The 24686-nt window shown below is 67.0% G+C and carries 26 protein-coding genes; 12 read left to right on the top strand and 14 right to left on the bottom strand.

Annotation, left to right across the window (positions count from 1 at the left end; translation table 11 throughout):
* Together rpoB and ON34_RS30795 are read right to left on the bottom strand one after the other, a co-directional pair.
* Positions 1-2029 (bottom strand): DNA-directed RNA polymerase subunit beta (gene rpoB, locus ON34_RS30800; protein WP_444543836.1); only part of this gene is annotated, 2029 nt, incomplete at its 3' end.
* Between the two features lie 577 nt (positions 2030-2606).
* The gene (locus ON34_RS30795; RefSeq protein WP_040786331.1) at positions 2607-3092 is read right to left on the bottom strand and encodes a carboxymuconolactone decarboxylase family protein; all 486 of its coding nucleotides are present in this window, start codon (positions 3090-3092) and stop codon (positions 2607-2609) included.
* A gap of 178 nt (positions 3093-3270) precedes the next feature.
* Here ON34_RS30795 and ON34_RS30790 point away from each other — a divergent pair, with 178 nt between their 5' ends.
* Entirely contained in the window at positions 3271-4209 is a 939-nt protein-coding gene (locus ON34_RS30790) for an RNA polymerase sigma-70 factor (RefSeq protein WP_040786329.1), read from the top strand.
* 105 nt (positions 4210-4314) lie between these two features.
* On the opposite strand, the gene ON34_RS30785 is transcribed toward ON34_RS30790, so the two are convergent.
* Both ON34_RS30785 and ON34_RS30780 read right to left on the bottom strand, forming a co-directional pair.
* Positions 4315-6270 carry a multicopper oxidase family protein gene (locus tag ON34_RS30785; RefSeq protein WP_040786393.1) on the bottom strand — a complete coding sequence of 652 codons (1956 nt, stop codon included), beginning with the start codon at positions 6268-6270 and terminating at the stop codon, positions 4315-4317.
* The gene (locus ON34_RS30780) at positions 6267-6683 is read right to left on the bottom strand and encodes a DUF6220 domain-containing protein (RefSeq protein ID WP_040786326.1); all 417 of its coding nucleotides are present in this window, start codon (positions 6681-6683) and stop codon (positions 6267-6269) included. Before ON34_RS30780 ends, ON34_RS30785 begins: the two co-directional genes overlap by 4 nt.
* Before the next feature lie 164 nt (positions 6684-6847).
* Here ON34_RS30780 and ON34_RS30775 point away from each other — a divergent pair, with 164 nt between their 5' ends.
* The 10 genes from ON34_RS30775 to ON34_RS30735 all read left to right on the top strand — a co-directional run bounded on the left by ON34_RS30775 (position 6848) and on the right by ON34_RS30735 (position 16090).
* The gene (locus ON34_RS30775) at positions 6848-8068 is read left to right on the top strand and encodes a sensor histidine kinase (protein WP_040786391.1); all 1221 of its coding nucleotides are present in this window, start codon (positions 6848-6850) and stop codon (positions 8066-8068) included.
* Positions 8065-8742, top strand: a complete 678-nt coding sequence (locus tag ON34_RS30770; RefSeq protein WP_040786323.1) for a response regulator transcription factor — start codon at positions 8065-8067, stop codon at positions 8740-8742. The genes ON34_RS30775 and ON34_RS30770 overlap by 4 nt, the downstream gene beginning before the upstream one ends.
* A 244-nt stretch (positions 8743-8986) precedes the next feature.
* A complete protein-coding gene (locus ON34_RS30765) occupies positions 8987-9898 on the top strand; it encodes an alpha/beta hydrolase (protein WP_040786320.1) in 912 nt (303 codons plus the stop codon).
* Positions 9895-11796, top strand: coding sequence for an ABC transporter ATP-binding protein (locus ON34_RS30760; protein WP_083889916.1), 1902 nt, complete (start codon positions 9895-9897; stop codon positions 11794-11796). The genes ON34_RS30765 and ON34_RS30760 overlap by 4 nt, the downstream gene beginning before the upstream one ends.
* On the top strand, positions 11793-13511 hold the full coding sequence (locus ON34_RS30755) for an ABC transporter ATP-binding protein (RefSeq protein ID WP_040786318.1): 1719 nt from the start codon (positions 11793-11795) through the stop codon (positions 13509-13511). The genes ON34_RS30760 and ON34_RS30755 overlap by 4 nt, the downstream gene beginning before the upstream one ends.
* A 45-nt stretch (positions 13512-13556) precedes the next feature.
* Complete coding sequence (locus tag ON34_RS34000) at positions 13557-14051, top strand: DUF6228 family protein (protein ID WP_051023373.1); 495 nt, start codon at positions 13557-13559, stop codon at positions 14049-14051.
* Between the two features lie 69 nt (positions 14052-14120).
* A complete protein-coding gene (locus tag ON34_RS30745; RefSeq protein ID WP_157172529.1) occupies positions 14121-15101 on the top strand; it encodes an AMP-binding protein in 981 nt (326 codons plus the stop codon).
* Between the two features lie 18 nt (positions 15102-15119).
* Entirely contained in the window at positions 15120-15272 is a 153-nt protein-coding gene (locus ON34_RS36530) for a hypothetical protein (RefSeq protein ID WP_157172528.1), read from the top strand.
* 147 nt (positions 15273-15419) lie between these two features.
* Positions 15420-15707, top strand: a complete 288-nt coding sequence (locus tag ON34_RS30740) for an ArsR/SmtB family transcription factor (protein ID WP_040786312.1) — start codon at positions 15420-15422, stop codon at positions 15705-15707.
* On the top strand, positions 15704-16090 hold the full coding sequence (locus tag ON34_RS30735) for a VOC family protein (RefSeq protein ID WP_040786310.1): 387 nt from the start codon (positions 15704-15706) through the stop codon (positions 16088-16090). The genes ON34_RS30740 and ON34_RS30735 overlap by 4 nt, the downstream gene beginning before the upstream one ends.
* 73 nt (positions 16091-16163) lie before the next feature.
* Here ON34_RS30735 and ON34_RS30730 read toward each other — a convergent pair whose 3' ends face one another.
* The 6 genes from ON34_RS30730 to ON34_RS30705 all read right to left on the bottom strand — a co-directional run bounded on the left by ON34_RS30730 (position 16164) and on the right by ON34_RS30705 (position 19047).
* Entirely contained in the window at positions 16164-16562 is a 399-nt protein-coding gene (locus ON34_RS30730; RefSeq protein WP_040786307.1) for a PPOX class F420-dependent oxidoreductase, read from the bottom strand.
* Positions 16563-16658: 96 nt separating this feature from the next.
* On the bottom strand, positions 16659-17135 hold the full coding sequence (locus ON34_RS30725; RefSeq protein WP_040786304.1) for a hypothetical protein: 477 nt from the start codon (positions 17133-17135) through the stop codon (positions 16659-16661).
* Positions 17136-17217: 82 nt separating this feature from the next.
* The gene (locus ON34_RS30720; RefSeq protein ID WP_040786301.1) at positions 17218-17430 is read right to left on the bottom strand and encodes a hypothetical protein; all 213 of its coding nucleotides are present in this window, start codon (positions 17428-17430) and stop codon (positions 17218-17220) included.
* A gap of 147 nt (positions 17431-17577) precedes the next feature.
* Entirely contained in the window at positions 17578-18150 is a 573-nt protein-coding gene (locus tag ON34_RS30715) for a TetR/AcrR family transcriptional regulator (protein WP_040786298.1), read from the bottom strand.
* A gap of 46 nt (positions 18151-18196) precedes the next feature.
* A complete protein-coding gene (locus ON34_RS30710) occupies positions 18197-18568 on the bottom strand; it encodes a DoxX family protein (RefSeq protein WP_040786295.1) in 372 nt (123 codons plus the stop codon).
* A complete protein-coding gene (locus tag ON34_RS30705; RefSeq protein WP_040786292.1) occupies positions 18565-19047 on the bottom strand; it encodes a carboxymuconolactone decarboxylase family protein in 483 nt (160 codons plus the stop codon). Before ON34_RS30705 ends, ON34_RS30710 begins: the two co-directional genes overlap by 4 nt.
* A gap of 336 nt (positions 19048-19383) precedes the next feature.
* Between ON34_RS30705 and ON34_RS30700 the strand changes: the two genes are divergently transcribed.
* Positions 19384-19860: a hypothetical protein gene (locus tag ON34_RS30700; protein WP_051023372.1), complete on the top strand. Its 477-nt coding sequence runs from the start codon at positions 19384-19386 to the stop codon at positions 19858-19860.
* 132 nt (positions 19861-19992) lie between these two features.
* On the opposite strand, the gene ON34_RS37075 is transcribed toward ON34_RS30700, so the two are convergent.
* The 4 genes from ON34_RS37075 to ON34_RS30685 all read right to left on the bottom strand — a co-directional run bounded on the left by ON34_RS37075 (position 19993) and on the right by ON34_RS30685 (position 24670).
* Positions 19993-20142, bottom strand: coding sequence for a hypothetical protein (locus ON34_RS37075; protein ID WP_174372092.1), 150 nt, complete (start codon positions 20140-20142; stop codon positions 19993-19995).
* Positions 20143-20193: 51 nt separating this feature from the next.
* Positions 20194-21657 carry a short-chain fatty acid transporter gene (locus tag ON34_RS30695; RefSeq protein ID WP_040786289.1) on the bottom strand — a complete coding sequence of 488 codons (1464 nt, stop codon included), beginning with the start codon at positions 21655-21657 and terminating at the stop codon, positions 20194-20196.
* A 175-nt stretch (positions 21658-21832) separates the two neighbouring features.
* Entirely contained in the window at positions 21833-23356 is a 1524-nt protein-coding gene (locus ON34_RS30690) for an FAD-dependent monooxygenase (protein ID WP_085997171.1), read from the bottom strand.
* Positions 23357-23509: 153 nt separating this feature from the next.
* Positions 23510-24670, bottom strand: a complete 1161-nt coding sequence (locus tag ON34_RS30685; protein WP_040786287.1) for an epoxide hydrolase family protein — start codon at positions 24668-24670, stop codon at positions 23510-23512.
* Positions 24671-24686 lie beyond the last annotated feature (16 nt).

The following is a 24686-nucleotide window of genomic DNA, read 5'->3' as shown; positions in this document are numbered from 1 at the left end:
CCGCCAGCACCTGACCGGCCTCCACCCGCTGACCCTCGTCCACGATCGGACGCTGGTTCGAGCACGTGCCCTGATTCGTCCGAGCGAACTTGCTCATCCGGTACGACCTTCGGGTGCCGTCGTCGTGCATGACGGTGACGTAGTCGGCCGAAACCTCCTCCACCACACCGGCCTTCTCGTTCACCACCACATCGCCCGCGTCCACCGCGGCGCGCAACTCCATACCGGTACCGACGATCGGCGCCTCGGAACGGATCAGCGGCACCGCCTGCTTTTGCATGTTCGCACCCATCAGAGCGCGGTTGGCGTCGTCGTGCTCGAGGAACGGGATCATCGCCGTCGCGACCGACACCATCTGACGCGGCGAGACGTCCATATAGTCCACCGCGGTGGAATCAACGAGTTCGACCTCCGAATTCTTGCGCCGGACCGCTATTCGCGCGGCGACGAAGCGTCCTTCGGCATCGAGCGGCTCATTCGCCTGCGCCACGATATGCAGGTCTTCCTGATCGGCGGACAGGTAGTCGACCTCGTCGGTCACTCTCCCGTCCACCACTTTTCGGTACGGCGTCTCGATGAAGCCGAACGGATTGACCCGCGCGTACACCGACAGATAACCGATCAGCCCGATACTCGGACCTTCGGGCGTCTCGATCGGGCACATCCGGCCGTAGTGGCTGTAGTGCACATCCCGGACTTCCAGACCGGCGCGTTCCCGGGTCAGACCACCCGGCCCGAGCGCCGACAGGCGACGCTTCTGGGTCAGACTGGCGAGCGGGTTGCGCTGATCCAGGAACTGCGACATCTGCGAGGTTCCGAAGAACTCCCTGAGCCCCGCGACGACGGGGCGGATGTTCATCAGCGTCTGCGGCGTGATCGCCTCGACGTCCTGCGTCGTCATCCGCTCGCGCACCACGCGCTCCATCCGGGACAGCCCCACCCGGAACTGGTTCTGGATCAGCTCGCCGACGGTGCGTAGGCGGCGGTTGCCGAAATGGTCGATGTCGTCGACCTCCACCCGGACCTCGATGCCACCCGGCGCCGTCATCACCGAATCACCGGCGCGCAGACGCAACAGGTATTCGATGATCGTGACGATGTCTTCCTCGGTGAGCACCCGCGAGCGGACTTCGCCGGTGTGGATGCCGAGTTTCTTGTCGAGTTTGTAGCGACCGACGCGCGTCAGGTCGTAGCGCTTCTCCTTGAAGAACAGGTTCTCCAGCAGGGTCTGCGCCGACTCCTTCGTCGGCGGCTCACCCGGACGCAGTTTGCGATGGATATCGAGCAGCGCCTCATCGGTGCCCGGTGTGTTGTCCTTCTCCAGGGAGGTCATCATGACCTCGGAGAAACCGAACCGCTCGGTGATCTGCGCACTGGTCCAGCCGAGCGCCTTGAGCAGGACCGTCACGGGTTGACGACGTTTGCGGTCGATGCGAACGCCCACGGTGTCGCGCTTGTCGATGTCGAACTCCAGCCACGCGCCGCGCGACGGGATGACTCGGGCGCTGTGCAGCGTCTTGTCGGTGGCCTTGTCGATGGACTCGTCGAAATAGACACCCGGCGAACGCACCAACTGCGAGACGACCACGCGCTCGGTGCCGTTGACGATGAACGTGCCCTTGCCGGTCATCATCGGGAAGTCGCCCATGAAGACCGTCTGGCTCTTGATCTCACCGGTGTTGTTGTTGATGAACTCCGCGGTGACGAACAACGGCGCCGCGTAGGTCAGATCCTTGTCCTTACATTCCTCGACCGAGGCCTTGACCTCCTCGAAACGGGGGTCGGAGAGCGTCAGCGACATTGTCGCGGCGAAATCCTCGATGGGGCTGAGCTCTTCGAGCACCTCCTCCAAGCCACTCGCGAGCGAGTCGCCGCGCGCCGCTGCCCGTTCGCGCCAGGCGGGCGCACCGATCAACCATTCGAACGAATCGATCTGGACATCCAGCAAGCCCGGAACATCCAGGGGCTCACGGAGTTTGGCGAACGAGACCCGCTTCGGGGCCCGGGAGATCCCGGTATCGACGGGTATTCCGGCACCGACCTCGGTCTGACCAGAGACTGCCAAGATGCGTCCTTCCAGCACCTCGCGCCGCCCACGCGTTCGCGCGGTCGTCACGGTATCTGTTTGTCCTGTGGGCTGTTTTCACAGTGCACACCGAGGGCGGACGCTGCCCCGAACATGACTCGACGACAACCGGTAGAAAGCGGCACGCGGAATCGCCACTTTCTACCGTCATTTCGTATTTCGAGAGCTGGACAGCACGCGCCCCGGCGCGAAGTCTCAAATTACACCCGAACTCGATCCATGTCGAGTACACAAACAAATAGACACCCGATTTCTGGTGTCTTCCCGTGTTAATAATGGCATCTCAATATGCCGTGCGTCAAGTCTATTAGCGGTAATCCGCCAAAGCATTCGGCGGGGTAGCCCGAACCGGACGTTACGGTGGTAGTCGTGCACATCACCGCGTCGGCGAATTCGCCCGGCAGCGAGACGATTCGACACGGTCCGCGAGGGCCGGAAGGTCGGTCATTGCGCAACGGCAGGCGTCGGTCGGCCAGGCCCGGGTCGAAGATCCCTGGGCCGGGCCAATTTCAGATACCGATCAGGCCGTGATGCTGTCGAACATGCCGGGCTGGTAGGAGCCGCCCGGCATGCGCGCGATCACGCCGAGCCGGTTGGCCGCGTTGATCATGGCGACCAGGTAGACCAGCGCCGCGATCTGATCGTCGTCGTAGTGCTCGCGCACCTGGGCCCAGGTCTCGTCGGACACGCCCCGGTGGGCGTCGGCGAGCCGAGTACCCTCCTCGGCCAGCGCGAGCGCGGCCCGCTCGGCCTCGGTGAACACGGTGGACTCACGCCAGGCGGCGACCAGGTTGATCCGGACCGCGGTTTCCCCGGCGGCCGCCAACTCCTTGGTGTGCACGTCGGTGCACCAACCGCAACCGTTGATCTGGCTGGCGCGCAGCTCGACCAGTTCCAGCGTGGTCTTCGGCAGTGTCGACTGCGTGATCGCCAGGCTGGTGTTGGCGAACCGCCTGCCGATCTTGGCGCCGAGCTCGTTGTCGTTCAGGTTGAAACGGGGTTCCATGATTCGGTCCTCACTCGTGGTGTTGCGTGCTGCCGCACTGAACGACCACGAGACGTCGGCTCCCCGCGCCGTGTAACAGCGCACTGACGTGACGCGCACCACAACACATCGGTGTTATGCGACGGCGTGCCCCGGCGTCTGGTGGGGTGACCCACTCGAGAGGGAACAGGAGCCACCCATGGCCGGTACATCGCAGAGCACGCCCCGCGATCGCGGCGAGAGCAGCAGCCGCGGCAATCGCCCCGACCCGGCTACCGCGGCGTTCGTCGCCCACCGCAATCTGCTGTTCACCGTCGCCTACGAACTGCTCGGCTCGGCCGCCGACGCCGAAGACGTCCTCCAGGAGACCTGGCTGCGGTGGACGGGCGTCGACCTGGAGACGGTCCAGGATCAGCGCGCTTATCTGGTCCGGGTCACGACCCGCCAGGCGCTCGACCGCCTGCGCGCCCTCGGCCGCCGCAAGGAGTCCTACGTCGGCCCTTGGCTGCCCGAGCCGCTGCTGACCGCGCCTGACGTGGCCGAGGACGTCGAACTGGCCGACAGCGTCTCGATGGCGATGCTGCTGGTGCTGGAGACGCTCGCTCCGATCGAACGCGCGGTGTTCGTGCTGCGCGAGGTGTTCGGCCTGGAATACGGCGAGATCGCCGAAGCCGTCGACAAGAGTCCCGCCGCGGTGCGCCAGCTCGCATACCGGGCGCGGGCGCACGTCGCGGCACGCCGACCACGCGGAATCGTTTCCGCCGCCGAGACCCGAGACGCGCTCGAGGCGTTCCAGCGAGCGATCGAGACGGGCGACCTGAAGAATCTGCTCGACATCCTCGCGCCGGATGTCGTGTTCCTGGGTGACGGCGGCGGCATCGCGCAGGCCACGCTGACGCCCATCGTGGGAGCCGACAGCGTGGCCGGGGTGCTGGCCGCCGGGCTCGGCAACCTCGCCGCGGCAGTGCGGCAGCCGGTACACGTCAATGGCTATCCGGCGCTGGTACTCCGGCGAGACGGCGAGATCGACACCGTGGTGGCGGTGCGCATCGACAACGGCCTCATCACCGGGCTCTACGCCGTGCGCAATCCCGAGAAGCTGTCACGTATGCAGCGCGAGACCATCCTGTGCCGCTGAGTCGGCCGATCACACCATCGCGGTCGCGGCGAAACCCGCTGCGCGCCTTCGGCAGACAGCACCGCACGGTTCGCGTCATCGACAGCGAGCCGCGTTGCGCGATCGTCAGCGGTGGTGGCTGGCATGCCTGCCGCCGAAGGGTGTGGTGACACCGTCGTAGCGCAATTGCAGCATCATCCCCTGATCGGCGTGTGACAGGTTGTGGCAGTGGTTCATCCAGATGCCCGGATTCGAGGCCCGGAACGCGACCTCCCATACCTGTCCTGGACGAACGTCGAAGGTGTCGACCCACAGTGGGCTGCCCGACGACGGCGTCCCGTCCCTGGACAGGATCAGCACCGGGTGGCCGTGCAGATGCCAGGGGTGGGTCTCGCGGCTCCGGTTGACCACGGTGAACCGGACGATGTCGCCTTCGGCGACGAGCTGATCGGAGATCGATGGATGTCCACGTCCGTTGACGGTGTGCGCGTATGCCGGTGATCCGTCGACCACGGCCATCCCGCGGTCGAGAACGAGGGTGAAGTGCCGGTCGGCGGCGTCGGTGCGCAATGTGACGGGGGCCGGGGCTCCGTACCTCAGCAGGTCGAGTTCGGGCCATGCCGCGGTGTCCTGCGTGGACGGCTGGTCGTCGGGGACACCGCCTCGAGGCCGCAACCATACCGTGGCGGCGCGGTCGTCGAGTGAGAGTGCCACGGACGTGCCCGGCATGACGAACACGAGGTCGTAGCGCCCGCCCGCGGGCAGCCGCAGCGCGGTCCGGCTGACCTCGCCGGGCTGGGTGAGGTCGCGGCCGTCGACGGCCACCACCCGGAACGAGGTGCCCGCCAGCGCGAACAGGTGCGGATCAGAGTCGGTGTTGATCAGCCGCAGCCGTACCGCAGTGCCCGGCGGGGCGATGTGTTCGGCGCCGCCCGCGATCATGGCGGTGCCGTCGAAGGTGTGCGCGAGCAGCGTGAGATCCAGTTGCCCGGTGTCGAATTCCTCGCGAGGTCGCACGACGAGGGCACCGAACAGCCCCCGGCGTACGCCGATGTGCGACGCGTAATGCGTGTGGTACCAGTAGGTTCCCACTTGGTCGGCGCGGAACCGGTAGACGAACTCGCCGCCAGGCGCCACCACGTCCTGGGTGATGCCCGCCGCGCCGTCCTCCCCGCACGGCACGTCGTAGCCGTGCCAGTGCAGGGTCACTCCGTCGCCGATGTCGTGGTTGACCAGTCTGACCTCGATCAGATCGCCCTGAGTGGCCGTGATCGGCGGGCCGGGCACCGTGCGGTCGAAAGTCCATGCGTCGATGTCGCGTCCGGACTCCGCGCGCATGGTGGCTTTCCGGGCGACCAATGCGTATTCGCGCCGGACGCCGCCCGGTGCCGGTGTGTCGGCGCCCCGCAGGTCGGTCACCGAAACCGCCGCGCGCGTCGCTGGAAGCGGACCACCCCCATCGGTCACCGACGGGGTGGGCCGCACCGACAGGCCGACGCCGGTACCGGCCGCGCCGACCACGACCACTCCACCGGCAACGCCGAGGAAGCGGCGGCGCGAAATCTCCGGCCCGTCCGAATCGGCGTGCGGTTCCTCGACCGGGTTCGGTGTCGCGAGTACTGACACGGTCAGCAGCGCGCCCCCGAGCACCAGCGCGATCGTGATCAGCGCGATGCCGAAGGTCAGGGGGTATCCGACGAGGAAGGTCACCAGGAAACCCGCCAATGCGGCGTAAGCGGCGGTGAGCAGCGCGACAACGCCAGCGGTCTCGATGGTTTCCGGCTGCCGGTCACCGGTGACGTGCGCGAGCAGCCGGGGGCCCGCCAGCACCGTGGCGGCCAGCGCGGCCACCGCGAGCATCGGCAACCCGAGTAGCACCTTCTCGTGGACGAACCACCAGCCCCGACCGGCCAGCACCGTCACCGACGCCGCCCTGGTCGACGTCACCAGCAGCGCCACGGCCAGCAGAGCGAGGGCGGACCCGGCGCGTCGCAGGGCCATGGTGACGCCTGCGGCGAACCACGCGGCGACGCTGAGCAACGCGAGGGCATGGTCCACGGTGATCCAGGTGGCTGTCGTCATGACGCCGGTCGCGCGGGTCCGACCGGTTTCCACGCGATCTTTCGCGATTGCCGCACGATCATCCCGATCACGCCGACGATGACCAGCCCGTTGATCGCGTGCAGGCCGAAGATGAAATGGCCGGTGCCGGACCCGTCACCGAACGATGTGGCGACTTCCCGGATCACCGACTGACCGATCACCAACCCGGCGACCAGACCGGTCAGCCCGATGAGCCGACCCGGCATCCGGGCGACGGCGGCGGCGATCGTGATCATGACCGCGAAGACGAGTATCGCGTAGCCGAGCGTGCGATGCGGCTGAAAAGATTCCTCGACGGGCGCGGTGTCGAACGCGCCGCTGGCGGCCAGATAGAACTGGGCGAGGACGGCGAGCAGCAGCAACGCCGCCAGACCGGTGAAGGCTTTTCTCATGCCGTGAATCGTCGCGGCGGCCGGGCATACTCGGCTTCCGGCAGCGGGAGTCGCCGTCTACGCGAATACGCGTACGACGATCGCGAGCGCCTGCGCCGGTCGTCGTAGCCGATCGCGCACCCGGGCAGGAGCGCCGGTAGCCGCGGATGCCGTACTCTCACGGCATGGTTCAACGGGCGGCGTCACGGCGGCTGTCTGCCTGGTTCTCGCGTCGGCCCGCCTGGCTGCCGGATATCCTCCTGGCGCTGTTCGTCACCGTGATTCAGGTACTGAGCGGCGCGATCCCGGTGCCGCTCGAGCCGGTCTCGACGCCGGTCTCGGGCCTCGGATATGCCCTGCTGACCGTGAGTGGCGTGGCCGTCGCCGCGCGCCGCCGGTGGCCGGTCATGGTGTTCGGAGTCACGGCGGTGGCCAGCCTGATCTATTTCGGTCACGATTTCCCCGACCGGGCTTCCTATCTCGCGCTCTTCGTCGCCCTGTACACCCTCGCCGCCTACGGCGACGGGCGGCGATCGCTGATGATCGCCGGTGCGGGCATCACGGTGCTCGCCGTCGGCTGGCTGATCGCGGCAGCGGATGTCGAACCGCTGGTGGCCATCGGCTGGGTGTTCTTCCGGATCGGCGCGTCGGTGATCAGCACGACGCTCGGCGAGTCCGTCCGGTCCCGCCGGGTCATCGCCGCCGACGCGCAAGAACGCGCGGAACTGGCCGAACGGTCCCGCGACGAGGAAGCCAGGGCGCGAGTCGACGCCGAACGGCTGCGGATCGCCCGCGAGGTCCACGACACCGTCGCCCACGCGATCGCCATCATCAACGTGCAGTCCGGTGTCACCGCGCATGTGCTCGACAAGCGACCGGAGCAGGCTCGGGAAGCGTTGCGCACCATCGAGCAGACCAGCTCGCGGGCACTGCGCGAGATGCGTGCCATCCTCGGTGTTCTGCGTGATGGCGACGAGCGCGAGCCCTACCCCGGTCTCGGCCAGATCGACGAACTCGTCGGCAAGGCCCGCGATGCCGGGCTCGACATCGCTTTCGAGCAGTCCGCGCCGGTGACGCCGCTACCGAGCGCGGTAGGCAGCGCCGCGTACCGCATCGTGCAGGAATCGATCACCAACGTGATCCGCCACGTGGGCCCGACCCGGGTGACGGTGGCGCTCGAACCCGGCATCGACGCCTTGCGGATACGGGTGGTCGACGAAGGTCGTCGCGATCCCGGGCACGTCCCGGCCCGCGCCGGCAGCTCTCCCACGACCGGCCGCGGGATCGTCGGAATGCGCGAACGCTGCCAGCTGCTCGGCGGTGAACTGGACGCGACGCCGCGTCCCGATGGCGGGTTCGAGGTCACCGCCCGCCTGCCCTTGACCCCGGTCGGATCGCGCTTGTGAACGCCACACCACCGATCAAAGTACTGCTCGCCGACGACGAACGTCTGGTCCGTTCCGGCTTCAAAGTCCTGCTCGACCTGGAAGACGACATCACGGTGGTCGGTGAAGCCACCACCGGCGCGGAAGCTGTGGAGATGGCCCGAGCCACCCGCCCCGACGTCGTCCTCATGGACATCCGCATGCCGCGGCTGGACGGGATACGCGCCACCGCGCAGATCGCCGAGGCCAACGGGATGGAGCGGGTCAAGGTGCTCATCCTCACCACCTACGACACCGACGAGAACGTCTTCGACGCCTTGCAAGCGGGCGCGAGTGGGTTCCTGCTCAAGGACGCGGGCCCAGCCGAACTCCTGCACGCCATCCGGGTGATCGCCGCAGGCGACGCGCTGCTCGCGCCCCGGATCACCCGCCGCCTCATCAGCCAGTTCACCGCGCAGCGCAGGGCGGCCAAGTCCGCCGAGGACCGGCTCGCGGTGCTGACCGACCGGGAACGCGAAGTGCTGGCACTGGTCGGGCAGGGCATGAGCAATGACGAAATCGGCGCCGCGCTGTTTCTCAGTCCGGCGACCGCGCGCACGCATGTCAGCCGCGCGATGGTGAAATTGGGTGCACGCGACCGCGCGCAGCTGGTCGTGATCGCCTACCAGACCGGGCTGAGTGATTTCACGTCGTAGCGACGATCGATTCGTTCGTCCCTGGCGGAACCGACGACGATGAGCACGATGCGCTGAGTGCATGCAACTCACGGCGATTGGCGCAGAAGTACGGCGGCGACGTGACCCTCGGTGCGGCTGTCGAACGACTGACCGGCTACGACGACCGACGCAGCCGATCGCGATCGTCGTACGCGAATTCACGTAGACAGCGACTCCCGTCGCCGGAAGCGGAGCACGCCTGGCGGGCGCGACCATCGACGGCATGATCTTGGATCCCGACCTCGAAGCATATGTCCCGCTGTTCCCCCCGGCCGATCTGTCCGATCCGATCACTGCCCGGGAGAACCTCGCCGAGCTGGCCGCCGCGGTACCGGTACCGGACACCGCGAACCTGGAGATCGAAAATCGCACGGTCCCGGGCGATTCCGAGGTGCCCGTGCGAATCTACCGCCCGCAGGGAGCGCAGGGCGCCATCCTGTGGCTGCACGGCGGCGGGTTCGTCATGGGTGACCTGGACACCGAACATCCGTGGGCCGCGCTGCTCGCCAACGCCTCCGGCGCGACAGTGATCTCGGTGGACTACCGCTTGGCGCCCGAGCACCGATTCCCCGCCGCCCATGATGACGTCTACACGGTGCTGACCTGGACGGCCGAGCACGCGACCGAGCTCGGCATCGACCCGGCGCGGATCGCGATCGGAGGCCACAGCGCCGGTGCGGGGATCGCGGCCGCGGTGGCGTTGCGGGCGCGAGACCAGCAGGGGCCGCCGATCCGGTTCCAGTTGCTCAACCAAGCCGTCCTCGATGACCGGCAACAGACATGGTCGGCACGGGATTTCACCGATACGCCCTTCCTGACTCGCGGCAAGGTCGCCCAAATGTGGGGGCACTACCTGGACTCCACACCCGCAACGCCGTACGCCGCCCCCGCGCGGGCCACCGATCTGTCCGGCCTGCCACCCGCCTACATCGCCACCGCGGAGTTCTGTCCGAACCGCGACGAAGACATCGACTACGCACTGCGCCTGCTGCGGGCGGGAGTGCCGGTCGAGCTGCATCAGTGGCCCGGCACATTTCACGGATCGCAGGCAATTCTGTCCGCCGAGGTGTCCCAGCGGCAGAACGCCGAACTCGCCGCAGTACTGCGTCGCGCCCTGGCCGGGGCCGAACGATGACCACCATCGACCTCGCCGAGGCGAGGGAGCAATCCACACCAGCAGCAGTCGATTCCCCGGCGCAACAGAGCGTAGCGACGTTGCTGCGCCCCCATCTCGGCGGTTTCGCCGCCGTGGTCGTCCTGCAGATCATCGGCGCTGTCGCTGGTCTGGCGCCGTTGCTCGCGGTCGTCGAATTGGGTCGAACACTGTTGTCGCCCGGCCCGATCGATCACGGTCATGTCCGGGTCGTCGTGATCGCGGGTGCGGTCGGCTTGTTCGCCCGACTGCTGTTCACGGCCGCGTCGTCCGGAATCGGGCATCTGCTCGACAGCCAGGTGCAACTGTCGTTTCGCAGACAACTGGCCGCGCGGCTGGGGCATGTGCCGATCGGCTGGTTCTCCCGGCGCGGCACCGGCGAGCTGGCGAAGATCGTGGGCAAGGACGTGAGCGCCGTGCACCCGTTCATCGCCCACACCCCCGGCGACCTGGTCGCCGCATTCGTGGTGCCGCTGGTGTCGCTGATCTACTTGTTCACCATCGACTGGCGGCTCACACTGATCACGCTCATACCGGTGGCGCTGGCAGTGGCGCTGGTCCCCCTGATGATGACCTCGACCCGGCTGCGTGAGCAGACGGAGTTCGACGCGGGGATGGGCCGGATCGCGACCGCGGCCGTCGAGTTCGTGCAGGGCATTTCGGTGGTCAAGGCGTTCGGCTCAGGCGAGCGCGCCCACCGAAGATTCCGCAAGGCGGCAGATGATTTCGCGGATTCCTTTCTCCGGATGGTGCGTGGTCTCGCCGGAGTCGCCGCGGGAATGCAGGTGGTGCTGTCACCGCCGTTCGTGCTGCTGATCGTGCTGGTCGGCGGTGCGGTTCTGATCACGAACGGTTCTCTGGCCCCGGCCGACCTGCTGCCCTTCCTGCTGCTGGGACTGGGCTTGACCGCTCCGGTGGCGGCGCTGGGCCACGGCTTCGACGATCTGCAGGCCGCCCGGCGCGCGGTCGGGCGGATCCGGGACGTGCTCGCGGTGCAGCCGCTTCCGGAACCCGCGCGCCCGGTGGCACCGCAGGGACACCGGGTGGAACTGCGTGACGTTCGATTCGGCTACGACGCCGAGCACGAGGTGCTGCGCGGGATCGACCTGGTGCTCGAGCCGGGGACGGTCACGGCGCTCGTCGGTCCGTCGGGAAGCGGAAAATCCACGCTGGTGCAGCTTTTGCCGCGGTTCTTCGACCCGACCCACGGTTCGGTCCGCATGGGTGACGTCGATTTACGCGAGCTCGGCAGCCGGGAGCTGTATCGGATGGTTTCCTTCGTCTTCCAGGACGTACGGCTGCTGCGCGCGTCGGTCGCGGACAATATCGCGCTGGCGGTCCCGCATGCCGACCGGGACGACGTGGTTCGCGCCGCCCGGCTGGCGAACATCCATGATCGGATCCTCGAGCTGCCGCGCGGCTACGACACGGTCCTCGGTGCGGACGTCCAATTGTCCGGTGGTGAGGCGCAACGGATTTCCCTCGCACGCGCGCTGCTCGCCGACGCACCGATTCTGGTGCTCGACGAGGCCACCGCCTTCGCCGACCCGCACACCGAACAGGCGGTGCGCCGGGCGCTGGCCACGCTGGAGGGCGACCGGACGATTCTGGTCATCGCCCATCGCCTGGAGACGATCGCCGACGCCGACACCGTCGTGCTGCTGGAGAACGGCTCGATCGTCGAGCGCGGCAAACCCGCCGAACTGCTGGCACGGAGCGGAAGGTTCGCCGAATTCTGGCAATCCCACCGATCCGCGCTCACCGATGAGGCCGAAACCCTCGGTGGCGTGCTGCGGCGCGAGCTCAGGCCCTTGGCGAGGCCACGGAGCGTACCCGCGAACGCCGCCGATGAGACACTGCAAGGAGACGAGTCCCGATGATTCGAATGCTGCTGCGCGTGCTGGGACGCGAGTACGCCCGGCCCGTGCGTCGCACCGTGGCCCTCATGACGGCGACCTCGGTAGCCGAAGGCTTGTCCTACGCACTGCTGGTTCCGGTGCTGCGGGCACTGTTCGGGAGCACGCCCACGGACGCCCGGCCCTGGCTGATCGCGTTCGGGGCGGCGGTCGCGGGCTACGCGGCGCTGCGCTATCGCAGCGATCTGTCCGGTTTCCTGGTCGGGACCACGCTTTTGCGCGGTGTCTATCATCGCTTCGGCGATCATCTGGCGCGATTGCCCCTCGGCTGGTTCACCCCCGGTCGTGTCGGAGAGGTGTCGATCCTCGCCAGCGAGGGTGTGCTACAGGCGATGAGCGTCATCGCGCATCTGCTGGCACCGTTGATCTCCGCCAGCGTGACTCCGCTGACGATCGTCGCCGTGATGTTCGCCTTCGACTGGCACATGGGCTCGGCCGCGCTGGCCGCCGTACCGGTCGTGGCGGGGATCCAGATCTGGGCGGGACGTTCGATGGCCGCCGCCGACGCGGAGCGCACCGAACGCACCAAGGACGCTACGGGCAGAGTTATCGAATACCTTCAGGCCCAGCCTGTGCTGCGCGCCGGCGGCCGGACCGTCGAACGCTTCCGGTTGCTCGACGACGCGCTGTCGGGACTCGAGCGCGCGTCCCGCCGTTCCATACTGTCGGCGCTGCCCGGCATAGTGGGGCTCACCCTGACGGTGCAGGCGATGTTCACCGCGCTGCTGGCCTTGGGCGCCTACCTGGCGCTCGGCGGGAATATCGGTGTCCCGGAGGTTTTGGCGATCCTGGTGCTGGCCGCCCGCTGCGCGGATCCGCTGCTGTCGCTGTCGGAAATCGGCGGCCAAATGCGCGGCGCGCGTGCCGGACTGGCCGGGCTGGAGGCGGTGTTGACCACCGAGCCGCTGCCGGAAGCTCCCGAACCGATTCAGCCGGTAGGCCATGACGTCGAGTTCGAGTCCGTGAGCTTCCAGCACGGCGGCCGTACCGTGATCGACGACCTTTCGCTGTCGGTGCCCGAGGGCGGGCGGCTTGCCATTGTCGGACCGTCGGGCGCGGGCAAGAGCACCTTGCTGCAGTTGCTGGCGCGGTTCTACGACGTGGACGCGGGCGCGGTGCGCGTCGGCGGCGCGGACGTGCGCGCGATCAGCACCGACGTGCTCATGCGGCAGATCGCCATCGTCTTCCAGGATGTCTATCTGTTCGACGGCACCATCGAGGAGAACGTGCGGCTCGGCCGTCCCGACGCCGACGACGCCGAAGTGCGAGCGGCAGCGACCGCGGCGCGGTTGGACGAGGTGATCGAGCGACTTCCCGGCGGGTGGGCGGCGAAGGTCGGCGAGGGCGGCGCACTGCTGTCCGGTGGTGAGCGCCAACGCGTTTCGATCGCGCGAGCGCTGCTGAAGAACGCGCCCATCGTGCTGCTGGACGAGGTGACCTCCGCACTCGACCCGGTGAACGAAGCGGCCGTCCACGACGGTATCGAACGCCTGATGGCGGGCCGGACGGTGGTGATGATCGCGCATCGCCTGCGGACCGTCCAACGCGCCGACCGCATCGTCTTCTTGGACAACGGCCGGATCGTGGAACAGGGCAGCCACGACGAGCTGCTGCGCCGCGGTGGTCGCTATGCCGACTTCTGGGAAATCTCCAGCCCACTGGTACCGAGTCGCCGTTGAACTTCCCTCGCTCCGGCACTCGGCGCCGTGGACTACCCTTCGCTCATGACGTGCGAATTCGACAGGGAGATGGTCGATCACGGCGAGGCGATCGAGATGATCGATCGCTCCTTCGGCAGTCGGGTGCGGCTCTGGCACCGCACCATGCCTTACCGCGACGGAAGGCCGTGTGACGACGACTTCGTCGCGATGTGCGCCGAACTGTCCGCCGAGGGAATGTCGGCCTCGATGCGCGGGCTCTTGGTCGACCACGTCGGCGGCCGTTCGCTGTCCCGGTTCGTCGACACGTTGGAACAGGACTTCACCGGCTGGACCGGTATCCGAACCTGGGAGAGCATGGATCACGAACTCCGGATCGACACAGAGCACGCGCCATTGGGTCATGTCCGGCTCACCTGGACCTTGATGCGGCAGTCCGGCTTCTCGACGTCCTGGACAGCGACGACGGTGACCGTTCTGGAGGCTGGTGAACAGGTGCGGCAGTTCGCGGCCACTATCCACCGATTCCTCCGGCCGAGCGAGTCCGGCCAATTGCCGTAGTCCAATGACGACCAGCGGACCGTCCTGCCGGAGTGGGATAGTTCAAATCAGCAGGAAATGGGATTCAGGATGTGGCACGAGACGGAACCGGCAGATATCGGCCTCACCGAGTTCGTTGTTGGTGACCTCGACGACGAACTCGGCGGGGAGTCTGCGCGGCGGCGCGCGCTGGTCGACTATACGTCGGGGACGGGACGACGCTGGAGCTATGGGGAACTGGTGGAGGCGATCGACCAGGTGGCCGCTGGTCTGCGCGCGTCCGGAGTGGGTGAAGACGACGTCGTTGCTGTGATCCTGGACAACAGCGCCCAGTTCGTCGCGGCATTTCACGGTGTACTGGCCATCGGCGCCGTGGTCTTGCCGTTGGATCCGCGTGCTCCGATGACGGAGTGGAATACTCGGCCACCCCTCCGCGAGGTGCGCGCTGTCCTGACTTCCTGGGACATATGGGATCGGCTCGACGCCGCCGGAATCGGGCGTGAGCTGCGCTGCGTCCAGGCCGTGCACGTCGGCGATACGCCGCTGAACACCAGTGGTTGCCTGGTCTGGTGGCATGGGTCCCTCGACGAATCGGCGAGTGGCGCCATGCCCAACCACAGGGGTGGGAATCGGACGGCTGTTCTAGCCGAGCCCGGCGGAACGCAAGGTGCATGGGAAAGGGCGGAACTGACCCATAGCGGTCTCATCGCGGATTTGAGGCAGACCACCGCGGCGCTTCGACCACGAGAATCCGATGTCGTGCTCGCCGCAACGCCGTTGCAGCGTATCGGCAATATGCAGATAGCCGTGAACCTCGCGCTACGGGCACGTGCAACCGTTGTGCTGCCTAGAAACCCGTGCACGCCCGCGGACTTGGTGCAGCTGCTGAAACATCATCGAGTGACAGTGGCCCACTGCACACCGGATACGCTCGCCGAGCTGGCCACTTCGGGTCTCGACGCCCAGCGTTTTCCGAAACTACGGCTGGTCGTATCGAGCGATGGCCCGCTCGATACGACCATCTCCGAGGAATGCGCACACCGGCTCGGCGTTCCCGTCGAGATCCGGTAGACCGAGGCCGAAGTCGGGATGACCGCTGTCGGCTACGGCTTCCGCAATTCCCGAGCGGCCGACGCGCTGGCGACGACAACCAAGGGCGTTGCCCACTTGTCGGGCTTGTCGCCGACCGCGGCATGGGACGCGGCCGCGCCGCTGGCCCGCATCGCGGCGATACGGTGGTGATGATCGCGCATCGTCTTCTTGGACAACGGCCGGATCGTGGAACAGGGCAGCCACGACGAGCTGCTGCGCCGCGGTGGTCGCTATGCCGACTTCTGGGAAATCGCGTCGGCCTTGACAGGCAAGTGAGCACTTGCCTATCGTCGGCCCATGGGCGATGTCTTCAAGGCCCTCGCCGATCCCACCCGGCGGACCATTCTCGACGAGCTGACCGAGCGCGACGGTCAGACCCTGTTCGAGATCTGCGTCCGCCTGACGAGTCGGCATCAGCTGAGCCTCACCCGGCAGGCCGTCTCCCAGCACTTGGCGGTGCTGGAGGAGGCCGGGCTGATCACCGCGCGCAAGCAAGGGCGGTACAAGTTCCACCACCTCGACACCACTCCCCTGGCCGCCATCGTCGAGCGGTGGCCGGTCACCAGGAAAGGACAAGCACCGTGAAGATCTATGTCACCAGCGTGTTCGTCGACGACCAGCAGAAGGCCCTCGACTTCTACACCGAGGTGCTCGGCTTCACCAAGAAGCACGACGTTCCGCTGGGTGAGGCCCGGTGGCTGACGGTCGTCTCGCCGGAGGACCCCGAGGGCACCGAACTGCTGCTCGAGCCGGATGGGCACCCCGCGGTCAAGCCGTACAAGGACGGCCTGGTCGCCGACGGCATTCCGGCCGCCTCGTTCCAGGTCACCGACGTCCAAGCGGAATACGAGCGGCTGCGCGGGCTCGGGGTGACGTTCACGCAGGAACCGATGGCGGCCGGTCCGGTGGCCACGGCGGTCTTCGACGACACCTGCGGGAACCTGATCCAGATCGTCACCCCGGCCTGACCTCGGCTCGACTCGGCAGATCGGTCGAATGGATTCGCCATGCTGCATAAGGCTTTTCACCTACAGTGCCGGACTACTCGGCGCGGCGACCGGTGAAGTCGAAGGATCCGCCGTCGATGCCCCAGGAGATGATCCGGTCGGGGTGAATTCGGATGACCGCGCGTTCCTGGGGTGGAAACGGCGGCTCCACGTCATCGAGCGCCTCGGCCGTGCCGCGTATCTCGATGCCGCGAATCACGTATGGCTCCAATGAAACCTGTTGGTCGATGACGAACGACACCCGGCTGCCCGCCTCGACATTGCGGTACTTTCGACTGGCACGCATCCGCATGCCCCCGATGTCGATCGTGCCGTCGGCGTTAACCCGATAGCTGGTCGGGTTGTTCTGCACAACGCCGTCGGGCGACACCGTGGCCAGCCGACCGATCCCGGCCTCCGCGAGGAACTGCTGTTCGTTGCTGGTGAAGGTCATGTCAGTTACTCCTCAGTGAATTCGATATCAGGTGTGCCCCGGCGATCAGCCGGACGTTGTGGGGTGCTATCACACGCGACACCCGGGGCTTTGAGATCAGAACAGGATCAGCGCGGCGCACAGTCCGGCAATGGCGATGAACTGCAGGGTGACCCGGTACTTCAGAATGCTGTCCCACTTGTCCTGCAGCGCACGGGCATTGGCCGGAATGATGCCGCTCTGCGCAGCGGCCGTCTGCTGAGAATTGATCGGCTTGGCGATGCGGACGTAGAAGGCGAGCCAGGTCAGCAGCGCCGCCACGGTGATCCCCGCCGCCACAGCGGCGCCGATCTGCCCGGCCCACAGCGCGATCAGCAGTGTGAGCACCGCGGTGACCACACCGCCCACACCGAAAACCGGCATGCGCTTGTCGCCGTAGTAGTGACCCCATCCCGCACTCATGGTCACGGTCGCGTCATCGAGCTTGCGGTACACGGACCGGGTGATCACGGCCCCGCAGACGTCGGTCCCATAGACGACGGCATTGGCGAGAACGGCGGCGGCGGCGATGATCTGGCCGGTGACGATGAGCATTTTCGGCTCCCAAATTCTAGCAGCGTTAGAAACTGGAGCAACGATAACATTCGCTCGCTAGCTTGTCTAGCCTTGCTAGATTTCAGATCGCTACCACGGATCGCGCTCGGATCCGCAAGCCGCACTTGCCCATTCCGGCCGAGCAGACGCTGTCGCAGGCAAGCCGGTCACCGAGCGCTGGCAGATCTTCGATCTGCTGGATCCGCTGGTGACACTGGAGCTCATCGCGGTCCCCGGCCTCGCCGACCGGGGCTGCGGGCAGCCCGACCGCGCCGGAGTCGGGGATCGACGGCACCTGGCACCCCCCGCCTTGACGCCGGTGAGCTGACCTGCCACCCAGCGATGCCGCCGCAGCTCAGGCGGCGGCATCACTGCCAATTGGCCTCCCACTCGCGGGCAGGAATGACGACTCTCAGATCGAGGCGCTCACCACGGCAGAGGTCTACCGGGTCCACTGGTCGAGCAACACCGCCAGGCGGGCGTCCCGCTGAGCAGGCCGCAGCCGTCCACCGCGGTCCAGGGTCGCCAAGCCGTGCAGGGCGCTCCAGCCGACCTCGGTGAAAGTCTCCGGATCGTGCTCCCCCGCGAACGGTGCGAACGCGGCGAACATGACGGCGAACGCGTCTCGCAGCGGCTGCGAGGCATTCTCGCCGAACGTGAGGTTCACCTTCATCAGGAACATCGCGTCGTAGAGTGCGGGCCGCGCGGTCGCGAAGTCGAGGTAGGACCGCGCCACCGCCGCCAACGCTGCGCGCGGCTCGCCGCCCGCGGACTCCAACGCCGCGCGGCTCCACGCGGCCATCTCCGCGATGCCTTCCTCGGCGACCGCCGTGACGATCTCGTCCTTGCCCGCGAAGTGCGAATACAGCACCGGCTGGCTGTATTCGATCCGTTCCGCCAGCCTGCGCACAGTCACCGCGTCCCAGCCCTGCGACTCGGCCAGCTCCCGAGCGGTGTCGATGATCAGCCGGTGCCGTTCGGCGCGTTCCCGTTCTCGTCGCCTCTGGGTCGTCATAGGCCGAATATAGCATCGCTTGACAATCTAGTGTTACTAGAAATTGCTACGGCTTCTGCAGTTCCCGAGCGGCCAACGCGCTGGCGACGAAAACCAAGGGCGTGGCCCACTTGTCGGGCTTGTCGCCGATCGCGGCATGGGATGCGGCCGCGCCGCCGTAGACGAAAACCAGTCCGGCATACGCCCATTCCTTCGTCCGGGGGTGTCCCGGCGTAACCAGCGCGGCGATTGCCGCCAGCTTGGCCACGCCCAGGATCGTGGTGAAGTACATGGGATATCCCAGGCGACCGAGGACCTCCCGCACGAGGGGGATCCGCGCGAGATCCCAGTACGACCCCACCGCGGTTTCGGCCAGCAGAATCGTGCCGGGTATCCACTTGGCGACCGTCAGCATCCGCGATTTCGCATGGCTGGTCATGCGACGTCCGTTCCGTTGTCCCAGATCTGCCCGGCGGGCTCGCCGACCACGTTGTTGACGATGTTGAACATGGTTCCGCCGGCGAGCCAGAGGGTCAGCGCCGCACGCTGCCGCTCGTCGTAATGCCGCGACAGCTCGTCCCAGAGCTCGTCGGACACCAGATCACCACCGCGGTGCGCCATGTCCGTGATCGCCTCGGCGAATGCCAGCGCCGCACGCTCGGCGTCGCTGAAATACGGCGCTTTCCGCCACGCCGAGACGGTGGCGAGCTGGTCGTCGCTGATGCCTTCCTTCCTCGCCAGCTGAACCTCGGCCCACAGGCAGGCGCTGCCTCCGTTGATCTGGCTGGCCCGCATCGCGGCGATCGCCAATGTCGAACGGGGAATGCCGCTTCCGAAGACAGCCTTTTCGAGGGCCGCCGGAATGGCCTGGCCTGCCTCGGGCAGCAGGTAGAAAGGGTTCGTCATGCGCAAGGTCATGAGGTGAGTTCTCCTTGATACGTTGGCGCGGCCGATTGCCGATCGCACCGCTACGTCTCATTGACGTAACGCGGCGGCAAAACGTAACCGCCCGCCACCAGCGACAACGCGCTCGGTCGGCGACTTGCTGTTCATCCCGGAGATCGGGCAACCTCTCTGGCCCACGAATGGGCAGCCGCACGGTCCGGAGACCCGCTGGCCGTCCTCGTCGGCGACTATCAGCGCGCGGGCGAACTGATCGGCGCGGCCGACTGGTCCACAGCTCTGCGTTTTCTCGAATCAAGCCGTAGCACAATAGAATCGGAGATCGGCGGTAACGATCCAGCCGTCCTGAGCATGTGGGGCAACCTGCACCTGAAATCCGGTCTCGCCGCCGCCCGCGCGGGTCGCCGGGATGTCGCCGACGACCACCTCGCCGAAGCGCGGGAAACCGCCCAGCGCATCGGTGCCGATCGTGACGACTACCGGCTGTGCTTCGGCATCACGAATGTCGGCATATGGTCGGTCGGCCTGGCCGTCGAGATGATGGACGGCACCGAGGCGGTGAAACGCGCCGAACCCGTGCATCTTCCGGCTACCACGCCACGCGAGCGCGCGGGCCACCACTACATCGACTTGGCCCGGGGATACCTTCTCCACGGCGACCGCGCGAAAACCCTTGCCTCCCTTCAGAAGGCCAAGGAGATCGCGCCGACCCAAACCCGCTACCACCCCATGGTCCACGAGACCCTCCGCGTCCTGGTCCGCGACGACGCTCGAAGCAACGAGAGCGTGCGCGGCTTCGCCGCCTGGTGCGGCGTCAACCGCGCCTGATCACTCTCGGTCGTCCGCCTCAACGTGACTCCGACCGCTGACCGGAGATCGTTTGCCTGCGGACGGTACATCGCCTCGCGCTGTATGCTGCACTGACGGTCGTGAACCTCAGACAGCGGGTGTTCGCGAGTGCTATACGGGCAGACTGAGCGCCCTGTACACCGCGACCACCTTTGCGGCACCTACGATCTCGCCGCGCTCGATCATCTGCACGGTTTCCGGGATATGGCGGTTCTCGTCCACGAGACGCTCGCCATGAATCTTCCACTGAGTGCGGCTCACCTGCTCGACGGTATAGCAGGGCGGTTCCCGGACACGATCACTAGCAGCCGATCACGGGGTGGCGGGCATTATCGGGGGCACGTATTCGAATGTCATTCCGAGCAACCATACGAGTAGCAGTACCACCGGCAGGTGGAACAGGAACTGCAGGAACGTGAAGCCGACGAGGTCGCGCGCCCGCAGTCTGAGCACTGCCAGCAGCGGCAGCATGAAGAATGGGTTGATGAGATTCGGCAGTGCTTCTGCCACGTTGTATATCTGGACCGTCCAGCCGAGGTTCATGTGCACGTCTGTCGCTGCCTGCATGACGTAAGGGGCTTCGACCAGCCATTTTCCGCCGCCGGACGGAACGAAGACGCCGAGTACCACGGTGTAGAGGGCGATGACGACGGCAAAGCTTCCGCCGCCGCCGATGCTCGTGAAGAACTCCGCGAGGTGTTCGGAGACCGTGAGACCGCCCCTGCCCTCGGCTTTGGTGAGAATCGCGGCCATGGCGGCGTACAGCGGGAACTGGACGAGAATTCCGGCGGTGGCGGGAACGGCGAGGGAGACGGCCTGCAAGAACTTGCGCGGGGTTCCGTGCAGCACCAAGCCCAGCATGAGAAAGACGAGCAGATAGCCATTCAAGCTGCTGACCACGGTGAGCACCGGTTTGGTGAACAGCTGAGAGATCAACCAGCCCGCCGTCATCACCCCGGCCAGGATCGGCAGAATACTGCTGTATTCGAGCCACTCCCCGGGACGGGAGCGTGGAGCCACCTCCGCGGGCTGGTCATCCAGATCGACGTCCAGTTCCTGGGCGGTCTTGATCGCTGTGTCCTTCGGTGCCGAGAAGTGCGCGATCACCACCGTGAGCGCCATGATCATGGCGCACATGACCAGGGACTGCCATGTGAAGATCGTGTGCCCGAAGTCGAGGACACCGGTGATTTTCAGCAGGGCTGGAGGCAACGAAGTGGCAGTGGCCTGTAGCTGCGCGGCCGAGGACGATATTCCCAGCGCCCACACGGCGCCCAGACCCATGAACGCCGCAGCGCCGAGCGCGCGATAGTCCACGCGTAGGTCGGTCCGGCGGGCGATCGCGCGGGCGAGCAGACCGCCGAAAACCAGACTGAGTCCCCAGTTCAGCAACGATATCGACGTGGCGAGCAATGCAACGAAACTCACCGCGCTGCTGGAGGTTTGCGGCAAAGTGGCCAGCCGGTCGATCAGCCGGGCGACAGGTGGGGAGGTGGCGATGACGTATCCCGTGAGGACCACCATTGCCATCTGAAGGGTGAAGGCGGTCAGATCCCAGAAACCGTCGCCGAACGCGTTCGCGACTGTTCGCGGCGACGAACCGTTGGCCAGTGCGGCGCCAGCCACGATGAATACCCCCGCCAGCGCGACCACGTAGGCGTCCGGGAACCACTTCTCCGTCCACCTCGCGAGCGACTGGGCGACCCGCGCGAGGCCCCGCTCAGGGGTAGCTGCTTCATTCTTTTCCGGGCTGGTTTCCGCACTGGTGGACGTCATCCCGCCGTACCTCTTCTTTCTCTTCACGCATGAGACCGCCCGATGCATGTGACGCACCGCACAAGGCCCGGTTCGTGAGTATTGATGTCCCACTTGTGTGCGGGCAAGAGAGAATTGCGCAGGTACCGTCTGCAAAAATGCAGAAACAGTATCGCCAGCTACCCCGCGCCGGCAGTCAGGATCGCTCACCGAACCAGCGGCGCAGCGCTTCGAGCAGCCCGTCACGCGCACCGGCGTCCGCGGCCCAGGCGACATAGCCGTCCGGGCGGATCAGCAGGGCGGAAAGGTCGCGTGGGGCAACGGGTTTCGCCGTCACCACGCGCACCAGATCCGACCACGGAGCGCAGAGCGCCTGGAGTTCCGCGGAATCGGCCAGGTCCAGCAGGATCGCGCGACCATCGGAGAAGTGCTCGGCGAGCCGACTGCCGTCGGAGAGTTCGATATCCGGCGTAACCGCGCCGACCAGGTCGTGGCCGCCGCCGAGATCGTAGCGGTGCAGGACACCGGAGATCTTCGTGAAGATCGCGGTGGCGCCGTCGCGGGTCGCGAGCAGATCGGTGACCACATCACGCAGGGCCTTGCTGCGCCGATCGAGTCGCATCAGCGCCACCTGGGCGCGGGTCCACTCCAGTACCCATGCGCCGATGGGATGCCGTTCGGTGGTGTAGGTGTCGAGCAGGCTCTCGGTCGCGTCGCCGCGCACCACCGCGGCCAGTTTCCAGCCGAGGTTGACCGCGTCGCCGATGCCGAGATTGAGGCCCTGTCCGCCGAACGGCGAATGCACATGGGCGGCGTCGCCTGCCAGCAGGACACGGCCTTTGCGGTATTCGGTGACCTGGCGGGTGTTGTCGGTGAAACGGGTCGCCGAGTACACGGCGGTGATCTCGACCGGGACGCCCGAGACCGTGCGCAAGCTGGCCTGCAATTCGGCCGCGGTCACCGGTGCGGTGCGGTCGGCGGGAGGGCCGTCGAGCTCGACGGTGAGGATACGACCCGGTGTCGGCCCGCTGACGTAGATTCCGGCATCGGTCGAGTTCCAGCCCGGCCGCAGACCCTCGGCACCGGTCATCTCGACCACCGCCTGATGTCCGGTGATCTCCGGGTCGAGCCCCGGGAAATCGAATCCGGCGAGCTTGCGGACCGTGCTGCGCCCGCCGTCGCAGCCGACGAGCCAGGCCGCGCGGACCGTGCTGTCGCCGCAGTAGACGGTGACACCGGTTCCCTCGTCATCGAAGTCGGCCAATTCGACGCCGCGCCGGATCGGCACGCCGAGTTCGGCGGCGCGCCGGGCGAGGATCGCTTCGATGCCCTGCTGAGGCACCAGCACCGCATCGGCGGCCGGCCCGAGTTCGGCGAAAGCCGGGTCGTCGAACTCGATATCGGGCGTGCGCAGCATGATGCCCGCGAAATGACCGACGATCGGCGGGCGCTGGGTCGCCGCGCCCGCGCTCGGGAACAGACCGGCGGCGCGGATGCGCTCCAGCACCGCGTTCTGCTGTTCGAGCAGGTCGGGCAGCAGTCCACGGCGGCACAGGGCTTGCGCGGTCGGCACATTGATCGCACCGGCCTTGATGGTCATATCGGGCTCGGTCAGCCGCTCGACCACCAGCACGTCCGCGCCGCCGAGGCGCAGTTCGCAGGCCAGCATCAGCCCGACCGGTCCGGCTCCGGCGACCACCACATCGAATGTCTCGTTCATGGCCTGGACTCTGCCGCCGGGTGCTTGCGGCGGTCTTGCGTCGCCTTGCACGCGTCTTGCGTCGAGACGACGAGCTGTCCTCTCGGCGTTCGGCCACAACAGTTGTCGCGGTCACATCGCTGCCAGGCGGTAGGCGAAGATGCCGCGCTGGACTCAGTCGACCAGCGTGCGGAAGAACTCGCGGACGTCGCCGACCAGTAGCTCGGGCACCTCCAGCGCCGGGAAGTGGCCGCCGGAGTAGAACTCCGACCAGTGCGTGATGTGGTGCGCGCGCTCGGCGAAGCGGCGGATGGCGTAGTCGCCGTCCTTGAACACCGCGACGCCGGTCGGCACCGTGCCCTTCGGCTTCGGCGCGAACATGCTCGCGTCGTGGAACCGCTCGTAGTAGAAGTTCGCGACGCTGCGGGCGGTGTCGGTGAACCAGTAGATGGTGACCGTGGCCAGCAGCCGATCCTTGTCCACGGCCTGTTCGGGCAGTGCGTACGCGGAGTCGGTCCACTCCTGGTACTTCTCCACGATCCAGCCGAGCTGGCCTGCCGGGGAGTCGGCGAGCAACTGCGCGATGGTGTTGGGGCGCGAGCCCTTGAGGTTCATGTAGGCGGAGCCCTCGTCCTGGAACTTCTTCATCGCGCCCAGCCGCGCCCTCTCCGCCTCGGTGAGCGCGGCCATGTCGGCGGGGTCGCCGGTCGGGAAGGTGACCAGCGCGTTGACGTGCACACCGACCACGTGCTCGGCGTCGGTCCGCCCGAGCGCCGGGGCGATGAAAGCGCCGTGGTCGCCGCCCTGCACGCCGTAACGGTCATACCCCAGGCGCGCCATCAGCTCGGCGAGCGCCGCCGCGATCCGGCCGTCGTTCCATCCCGTCTCGGTGATCGGCCCGGAGAAACCGTGTCCCGGCAGCGACGGGATCACCAGGTGGAAAGCCGGAGCGTCGGGAGCGCCGTGCGCGGCGGGGTCGGTGAGCGGGCCGATCACGTCGAGGAAGTCGACCACCGAACTGGGCCAGCCGTGCAGCAGCAGCAACGGTGTGGCGTCCTCCTGGGCCGAGCGGACGTGCAGGAAGTGCAGGTTCTGGCCCGCGATGGTGGTGGTGAACTGCGGGTGGGCGTTCAGCTCCGCCTCGACCGCCCGCCAGTCGAACTTCTCGGCCCAGTACCCGGCCAAGTCCTTCAGGTACGCGGTCGGCACGCCGCGTTCCCATCCGGTGCCGGGCAGGTCGTCGATCCAGCGGGTGCGGGCCAGGCGCAGGCGGAGGTCGTCCAGGTCGGCCTGCGGGATGTCGATGCGGAAGGGGCGGATTTCGCTGTTCGTCATGCCGGTAATACTTCGG

Origin of the sequence: Nocardia pneumoniae NBRC 100136, from assembly GCF_000308755.1 — a bacterium.
Classification (GTDB): Bacteria; Actinomycetota; Actinomycetes; order Mycobacteriales; family Mycobacteriaceae; genus Nocardia; species Nocardia pneumoniae.
This window is presented reverse-complemented; position numbering and strand designations above follow the sequence as displayed.